General features: G+C 67.3%; 7 protein-coding genes, 1 tRNA gene and 1 pseudogene. 1 reads left to right on the top strand and 8 read right to left on the bottom strand.

Features of this window, described 5'->3' with window-relative positions; all coding sequences use genetic code 11:
• Window positions 1-625 (bottom strand): annotated as a pseudogene (locus RJ03_RS27955) (hypothetical protein); the annotation flags it as partial.
• 83 nt (window positions 626-708) lie between these two features.
• Window positions 709-3,033, bottom strand: coding sequence for an ATP-binding protein (locus RJ03_RS27950; protein ID WP_198163931.1), 2,325 nt, complete (start codon window positions 3,031-3,033; stop codon window positions 709-711).
• 597 nt (window positions 3,034-3,630) lie between these two features.
• Here RJ03_RS27950 and RJ03_RS27945 point away from each other — a divergent pair.
• Window positions 3,631-3,704, top strand: a tRNA-Pro gene (locus RJ03_RS27945).
• A gap of 40 nt (window positions 3,705-3,744) precedes the next feature.
• Here the strand turns inward: RJ03_RS27945 and RJ03_RS27940 are convergent.
• The 6 genes from RJ03_RS27940 to RJ03_RS27920 all read right to left on the bottom strand — a co-directional run.
• Window positions 3,745-4,947, bottom strand: coding sequence for a tyrosine-type recombinase/integrase (locus RJ03_RS27940; protein ID WP_036507911.1), 1,203 nt, complete (start codon window positions 4,945-4,947; stop codon window positions 3,745-3,747).
• Complete coding sequence (locus RJ03_RS35640) at window positions 4,947-5,147, bottom strand: helix-turn-helix domain-containing protein (protein ID WP_218001013.1); 201 nt, start codon at window positions 5,145-5,147, stop codon at window positions 4,947-4,949. Before RJ03_RS35640 ends, RJ03_RS27940 begins: the two co-directional genes overlap by 1 nt.
• Before the next feature lie 14 nt (window positions 5,148-5,161).
• Window positions 5,162-6,862: a replication initiator gene (locus RJ03_RS27930; protein ID WP_036507916.1), complete on the bottom strand. Its 1,701-nt coding sequence runs from the start codon at window positions 6,860-6,862 to the stop codon at window positions 5,162-5,164.
• A 32-nt stretch (window positions 6,863-6,894) separates the two neighbouring features.
• Window positions 6,895-7,554, bottom strand: a complete 660-nt coding sequence (locus tag RJ03_RS27925) for a hypothetical protein (RefSeq protein ID WP_036507906.1) — start codon at window positions 7,552-7,554, stop codon at window positions 6,895-6,897.
• Window positions 7,551-7,706 carry a hypothetical protein gene (locus tag RJ03_RS37390; RefSeq protein WP_157163510.1) on the bottom strand — a complete coding sequence of 52 codons (156 nt, stop codon included), beginning with the start codon at window positions 7,704-7,706 and terminating at the stop codon, window positions 7,551-7,553. The genes RJ03_RS27925 and RJ03_RS37390 overlap by 4 nt, the downstream gene beginning before the upstream one ends.
• A partial coding sequence (locus RJ03_RS27920) for a hypothetical protein (RefSeq protein ID WP_036507903.1) occupies window positions 7,703-7,886 on the bottom strand: 184 nt, incomplete at its 5' end. The genes RJ03_RS37390 and RJ03_RS27920, both read right to left, overlap by 4 nt.

The following is a 7,886-nucleotide window of genomic DNA, read 5'->3' as shown; positions in this document are numbered from 1 at the left end:
CTTTGCCGATGACGTCGTCGCCGTCGCAGTGCCGGTCCGGCTGCATTGCCAGCGCGAGGACTCGATAGCGCTCGGCGATCGTCACGCCGTACCGAGCCCCGATCTCGGACACCGATCGTCCCTCCAGCAGAGCCGAGAGCGCGGCCTCGTGGCCGTCTTCGGCTCGGTCGAACTGCCGGACGCAGGCACCGATGATTGTGGTGCTCATGGTGTCCAACAGATCCCCGACCAGCGTGGCGGCGGCGACAACGACGTCGTAGTGCCGGTGGCCCGATGTCGCATCGCCCTGGCCGATCCGGTGCAGCACCTCCTGCACCGCGGCGTGCAGAGCGTTCACGACGTCTGTCGACAGCCCGTCGCGTGCCCAGGTCCGCGCGGCATCCTCGAGTCGCGTGGTGCAGTCGCGGGAAGAGGGTGCGTGCAGGATCTCGACCGCGAGCCGCAGACAGTCCCGCTCGGCATCGCCGGCTCGCGTCGCGTCTGCCGCGACGCGCGCGAGGAGTCGGCCGATCATCGCCCGCGCTGTGTCACGAGCGCCGGCGGGTGCGGCCGGAGCCGGACGGTCCTCGACGGCGAGGACGCCCTGGAGCCGTCGGGCCGGGTGGTCGGTGGTCGGTTCGGACATAGGTTCACTCCCATCTGCCGGGAGTGCCAGCGTGCCCGGCGTCCAGGGTCGCCCACATCGGCGAAACGACGTATATCCGCGCCTTACGGGTGTGTTCGGGCGGCCATCCACGCGGCGATCTGCGCGCGTTTGCCGAAGCCGAGCTTGGTGAGGATATGGCGAACGTGGGTATCGGCGGTGCGTGGAGCGATGACCAGCCGAACAGCGATCTCGCGGTTGGTCAGACCGTCGGCGACCAGCCGGGCGACTTGCAGTTCGCGCGCCGTCAACGGTGACTGCGGCTCCCGGACCGCGGAGTCCTCGGTCTCTTCACGCAGGGCGTACCGACGCGCCCGCTCGCGGGGCAAGGCGCGCCCGGCGGCATGGGCGCTGTCGAACGCGTCGGCGCCCAGCGCGGTGGCGGCCAGATCCCGGAATCTGCCGTGCGGCCGCGGCATGATCGCCGCCGGGTCGGAGCCCAGCAGGTCCCACGCTGTCGCCGCGGCACCGAACAATGTCGCCGCCCGTTCGCATTCGCCGCGCCGGGCCGCACACCAGGCCAGCGTCTCGAGATGGTAGGCGTCACCGAAACGGCTGTCGCGCAATCGAGTCGAGGCCAGAGCGGTACGGGCAGCGGCTTCGGCGGCGTCCAGGCTGCCGGCCATCACCTCGATCATGGCGATACCGAACAGCGCCATATCGCGGTAGTAGGTATCGCCCAGTTCGTCACTGCGCGCCGTCATATCCCGCAGGAGGCGAAGACCTTCCGCGGGCGAGCTCGCGGTGTTGGCGATCCCGTGATGCAACCGGGCGCGTAGTTCGTTGCGTCGATCGCCATGGGCGCGGAAAACCGGCACCGCCGCGCCGGCCAGCCCGGCCGAGAGCCGGTCCTCGAGGCGGATCTTCGCCACTTGCGCGCGCACCACATCGGACAACGCCGCGGCCACCCGATCGCCGCGGTCCGCGGCGATCTTGTCGGCCTCGTCCAGCCTGGTGAGCGTGCCGGGAATGTCCGACAGCCACACCGAGAACTGGGCACTGGTCGCCAGGCCGTAGGCACGGGCGGGATGGTCCGGCGAGGTGGCGGCGAGGGCGCGGTCGAGCCGGGTGCGCGCCTCGCGGTTCGTGCCCCGCAACGTCCAGTATTCGACGATCCGCTGCGCCATCGGCAGGGCGATATCCGCCTCGCCGGGCTCGGTGAGCGAATACTCCAGTGCCGCACGCAGATTCGCGTGGTCGCGCCGCAACCGCCACACCCACGACGACTGCGAGGGACCGATCCACTCGGCATCCGCCCGCGCCGTCAGCCGGTCGAACCAGTCGCGATGTCTGCGGGCGATCCGATTGTCGTCGCCGGCCGCGTGGAGTTCTTCCTGCCCGAATTCCCGCAGGGTTGCCAGCATGCGGTACCGGGCGTCGTCCGTGCCGTCTCGCTCCAGCACGGACTTGTCGACCAGCGCGTCGATCATGTCGAGCACGGCCGCAGGATCCACTCCGTCACCGCCGCAGACGAATTCCGCGGCCTCGAGGTCGAAGGATCCGGTGAACACCGACGCCCGGCACCAGACGAGTTGTTCGGCGCGCGAACACAACTCGTAACTCCACACGATGGTGGCGCGCAGCGTCTGCTGCCGTTCGGGCGAGATCGGCGAACCGGTGGTCAGCAGCGTCAGCCTCCGGTCCAGCCGCCGGCAGATCTGGTGCAGTGGCAGCGAACGCATGCGCGCCGCGGCCAACTCGATCGCCAGCGGGACTCCGTCCAACTGCCGGCACAGGCGTGCCACGTCGGCGGCGTTGTGCGGGGTGATGTCGAAATCGGTCTGCGCGGCGGCGGCCCGGTCGGCGAACAGGCGACTGCTGTCGTAACGCAGCAGTTCCGACGGCCCGGCGGTGTCCGGTGGGATCGGCAGCGGCGGCACCCGGAACGTCCTCTCCCCGGGAACCGCCAGCGATTGCCTGCTCGTTGTCAGAACCGTGACCTTGCCGCACTGGGTGAGCAGCGCCGCAACGAATTCCGCGCACGCGCCGAGGATGTGCTCGCAGTTGTCCAGCACGAGCAGGACCTCGCGCTCGCGCAGATACTCCAGCACCCGGCCGATCGCCGGCTGTTCGGAGCGGATCTGAAGATCGAGCCGGTCGGCGACGACGTCGGCCAGAAGCGCCGGCTCGCGCAGCTCGGCCAGTTCGACGAAGTACACCCCGTCGCGATACGCGCGCGCGGTGTCCGAGGCGACCCGGAACGCCAGCCGCGTCTTGCCCACCCCGCCGGGCCCGGTCAGCGAGACCAAGCGCGCCGACCCGAGCAATCGGCGGACATCCGCGGACTCGCCGCGCCGGCCGACATAGCTGGTCAGCTCCGACACCAGCCCGGTACGCACCATCCGGTCGTCCACTTTCGTCCACGCACCCGCATTGTCAGGTCTCGGCAATCCTACTGAGCACCTTTGTCACCGTGCCCATGATTGCGCGAGGCTGATATGAGCCGGGCGACGACGGCCCGCGCGCCTCCTCTGATCGACCATCGGCGTTTCTGCCGAAGAGTTGAGGATCGTTACTGCCATCGCGAAGATCGGGGGATCGTCGGGGCGCGCCCGCAGGTGCGGTGGGCGGGGCGTGTCCATACGGGTGCGGCGAGCAGCGCCGCCGAAGCGTAGACCGCACCGAGCCGCCTCGGCACTCAGAGGCAGGCGGCTCAGCTCGCCCCAGGAAAAGACCACGGCGCCGAACCGGTGGCCAATGGCAGCCCCCGCGACGCTCGGTGCAACGCACTTCACGACTGCCATACGACGAGTTCGAAAGGGCAGCAAATCGATTCGGCTCATCGTCGTGCCCGCGCATCGGCGTAGGCGCTCGCGCCGTGCCCGACTCGGGGCCAGTGTCCGCCATGGCAGTCGTCGACCGGACGAGTCGCATCCGAGACTCTCGCTCCACCCGCCACCCCCGTTCCGGATCTCCCGCACGCAGCCGATTTGGTCCAACGAGGGGGTAGTGAGGTAATCTCTTCGAGCACCCGCAAGCGGGAGCCACGGGCTGTGGCGCAGCTTGGTAGCGCACTTGACTGGGGGTCAAGTGGTCGCAGGTTCAAATCCTGTCAGCCCGACAGACGCAAACCCCTCCTGACCTGGTTGGGAGGGGTTTGCTCATTCGCCGACGACATGAAGCTGGGGACCATTTGGGGACCGTAGGTGCCGTGACAGCATGTTTCCGTCCTCGGTCAGCGCCGCCATATCCGGATGCAGATACCGCTGCGTGATGCGCGGGTCAGTGTGGCCGGCTATCCGTTGGAGCCGATGCAGCGGCACCCCGGCGTCCGCCATCCAGGTCAGCCCCGTATGCCGGAGATCGTGACGCCGAAGGTGGTCGTATCCCAGCTTCGTGACTACTGCGTCCCAATGCGTTGCCCGGCGAAGAACGCCAGTGCTGATTCGTCCGCCGCGGGGCCCCACGAACAGCCGCGCGTCAGGTTGATCCTGGCGGCCTTCCAGTCGCCTGGCGACGATCGGGCGTAACTCCTCGATGATCGGAATACGTCGAGCCCGCTTGCCCTTCGTGCCCTTATCAGCCATCCCGCCGGGGCCCGGGGTGGTCTGCCGGCGCAAGGTCCACACCCACCGATCCGCATCGATATCACCGACCCGGCAGCCGGACGCCTCACCGATCCGGGTAGCTGTGCACGCCATGAACGTCACGACATCACCCCAGCCCCGATACTTGTCCGCCGATGCCGCGACCAGCGCATCCGCCAACGTCGTGAGGGCACGCCAATCAGGCAACGCCAGTGCTCGCGGGTCTTCCAGCTCGTCTTCGTAGCGCGCGAATTGCTTCTGCCAGCCGACGACCGCCACGGGATTCTTGTCGATCAACTCGTCACGCACGGCCTGTTCCATGACCCGCACGAACGCGGCCAACGAGTTCTTGACCGTCGATTTCCCGCACCCATCCGCGATCCAGGCAGACACGGCACGGTCCGCAATACCCGCCGTGATCATCGTGACGGGCAGATGACCGACGGTCGGAACGACACGTTTACGCCAGCCCGCGAGATACGGATCGAGCGTCTTCGGCTCGACACCACGCATCGCAAAGTCCATATTCGCTTCGCCGTAGTCCGCCAGCTTGGCCGTCGCGGTCTTCGGATCGACACCTCGGGACGCGGCGCGTTTGATCTTGTCGAGCCATTCTTGCGCCTCATCCTCAGTGTCGAACGACTCGGATTTGGACGGCCGTGCTCCGGTCGCTGGGTCGGTCCAGCGAACGCGGGCCCGAAACGGCTTGGCCCGAGCCCGCTTTTCGATGTCACCCCGAACGGGGACACCGAGCGGCACAACCTGTTTGCCGGCCATCACGCCGCCATCGGATCAACACGTTTGCGCCGCAGGTACTCGGCCACGTCATCCGAGTGATACCGGATCACACGGTCCGAGACCTGAACGAAGGGCGGCCCCTGCGGAGGACGAGCCGCACGCCACCGCCGCAAGCTCGATGGGTCGATCTTGAGCATTGCCGCAACCTCTTCCGTTGTGTACCAACGATTCTCGATCACTTCGACCTCCGTTGTCACGCCGCGTTCTGCGTTGCCGAACCTTGTTCGCCTGGTGGACTGGCTGCCAGGCGTGCGTTTTCGTATTGGGCGCGCCATTTGATCCGCTGAGCGATCGAGGCCATGATCAGGTGCTCTCGCGGTGGCACGTTCTTGTCTCCCGGTTCGACCGGTTTCACGATCAGCCGGGACGGGTCCGGGCGTTGGATGCCGACCTGGGCGAGGATTTGCCGAACGAACTCGGCGCGGTCGGCCTTGTGGTCCGGGAGGGTCTTGCCGGTCCAGCGACGCGAGACCAGCACGCGGCGTCCGCGCAGGCCGAGGGTTTCGCGGCGGTGGGCTTTGCCCTTGCAGCGGCCGGGCCGGGTCTTGTCGCTGGCGCCCTTGGGAGCGATGCCGTAGCGCAGCCAGATCGGGCAGTTGGGCGAGCACGGCACTTTCTGGAGTTCGGCGTGGAGCCGCTCGTAATGCTGTGCCGCCCGGTCGGTCTGGGGTTCGATGACCTCAGCGATGGACTTGGTCAGGTATTTGGTCAGGTAGCCGACGTGGCGGGAGGCTTCCTCGGTGCCTCCGAGCACACCTTGGACGTCGACCTGGCGGCCGAACTTCACCACGTGGGCGGGTTCGAGGTCGTCCACCAAGTCGAGCATGTCCATTGCCTCGTCCCATAGCGGCAGCGGTTCGGCGGTGTCGGGGTCGACGAATCGGCCGGCGGAGTAGTCCCAGACCGGCATGTGCCCGTCGGTGTACTGCTCGTTTTCCGGGTCGAAGTGCGGCCACCACACCTGCTGGTAGGTCGCGGCCACGATTTGCCGAATAAGCTCCCGAGGGTCGGTTCCGCGGATCGCCATGTGAATGTGCGGGGCACCACGGCGCTGGGGTTCCACGGTGGCGAAGTACTGGATATCGCGACCGGTCGCACGCCGGTAGTTCTGAACGAACCGATCGAACAGCGCGGGCCAGAACACAATGTCACGGGCAGCACGGCGGTAGTCATAGGTGTCCGGGTCGACGGGAGAGCCGTCACCGCAGGGTTCGCCCTTGCTGTTGACCGCACCGTCACCGTTCATGCGCCCGTAGCTGTCGCAGGTGAGGGTGAGAAAGATCGAGGGCCGGTACTTGCCCGCGTACTGACGTCCGATCGTGGACTTATCCACCTTCTTGCGAGGCAGGTCCGGGACGTCCTGGCGGCGGCGGGTCGACCGTTTGCGCTCCGATTTCGGCGCAGGATCCAGCGCCGGAAGACGCCCGCGCACACCGGTCTCCCGCAACTCCGCATCCAGATCCGCCACCACTTCCCGGATGCCGGCCATCTCGTCGTGATCATCGCGAGCCTTCGCATCCTGGTACAGGTCCATCAAGCTCGCGCGAGCCTCGACCAGTGCACGTTGTTGCTCGGTGGGGTCGCGTTTGTCGTCCACCGGTTCGGTTTCGATATGCCAGCCTTCGTGAGCCTGCTGCATCCGCAGAGCGCGAGCCCGAGCCGCGCACGAGGGGCACACGCTTTCGAGTGTCGATTTGCAGGGTGCGCCAACGTATTTCGATTCGCCGGTGTCGGGGTCGTAGGAGTACATCGGGATCGGTCGGCGGCACTCCCCGTGTTTGTCGGCCGCCGCTTGCGCGATGTCGTAGAGGTTCGGCATGGCACGCCGATCGGCCGCGGTTTCCCGGACAGGGCCGGGGGAGGCCGTTCCGGTGTCAGGCTGTTGGTCTGTCATGGTCGGGCCTCCCTCGCTGTCGGTGGTGGTTGTCACGCGGCGTTGTCGTCTTCCTGGCGCGGCGGTCCTCCCAAGCCGCCGGGGATGTGCGGGAAATGCACCGGAATCGGCTCAGCGAGCGAATCAGCGTGACGGAATACCAGTTCCACCCGCGCTGGTCCGACGATCGAAGCGCGGCATTCCTGGGCGCGGAATGCATGTGCCAGGTGGGCGGTTCGGTTGGTCCAGTCCTCAGGGCATTGACCCGACAGCATTCGCACCCGCACCCGGTCGGTTGAATTCCCGATCTGGATGTCCAGGAGCCGTGGCACCTTCACGGCCTGCTGCTCGCGACGAGTCAGGGTGCAGTCGTTGAGACGCTTGCCCCACGGGCGCCGGTACCGAAACCAGGCCAGGAACCGCGAGCGGGCACGGCGAGTGATCCAGCGGGAGAACGATTCCGGGTACCGGACCCGCCACAGTCTCAGAGCAGCAGTCGAGGCCATACCGAGGCCGATGGCGGGTGCCCAGCCGTAGAGCCAGAAAAGGCCGGCGGTTGCTGCGATCGGCAGCGAGACCATCGGGAACAACAGCGCCCACCAAGCCGCCGTGAACGCCGCTACGATCGCCCAGCCGAGCAGATGCATGATCGCGGTCAGAATCTCGTCCACCGGGTCGCGGTGGGTCGTTGTCGTGGTGGTTGTGGTGCTCACTGCTTCACCTCGGATTCCTCGAACAACCCCGATTGGGCGCGGCGCTCTCCGCGCGAGAGGTCTTTGGTCTTGCGGCGCTTGGGTTTGCGAACCTGATCCGCTGCCGCTTGGACGATCGGGTTCACCTGTCGGGCTTGAGTTTTGGTGGTCATGCGGCCCAGTCCCCGCCGTCGGGGTCGTAGCCGTGGCCGAACGCCTCTCCGGTTTCGGCGAGAATGTTGAGCGCCACCCCGATCGGGTCGAGTCCGCGGGCTTCGAGCTGGCAGCGGCGACGCGCGTGCAGGTCGATCACGTCGGCGTATTCGCTGGTGCGCTTGCTCATTTCAGGTTCC

This window comes from Nocardia aobensis NBRC 100429 (assembly GCF_000308375.1).
In the GTDB taxonomy this organism is placed as follows: domain Bacteria; phylum Actinomycetota; class Actinomycetes; order Mycobacteriales; family Mycobacteriaceae; genus Nocardia; species Nocardia aobensis.
The sequence above is the reverse complement of the archived record's forward strand: the minus strand, read 5'-3'. Positions and strand labels throughout refer to the sequence as shown.

What these genes read in the sequence shown, in the direction of transcription:
- RJ03_RS27940 (WP_036507911.1), bottom strand. Translation starts at nt 4,947, where the DNA reads ATGGCCGGCAAACAGGTTGTGCCGCTCGGTGTCCCCGTTCGGGGTGAC.
- RJ03_RS27930 (WP_036507916.1), bottom strand. Translation starts at nt 6,862, where the DNA reads ATGACAGACCAACAGCCTGACACCGGAACGGCCTCCCCCGGCCCTGTC.
- RJ03_RS37390 (WP_157163510.1), bottom strand. Translation starts at nt 7,706, where the DNA reads ATGACCACCAAAACTCAAGCCCGACAGGTGAACCCGATCGTCCAAGCG.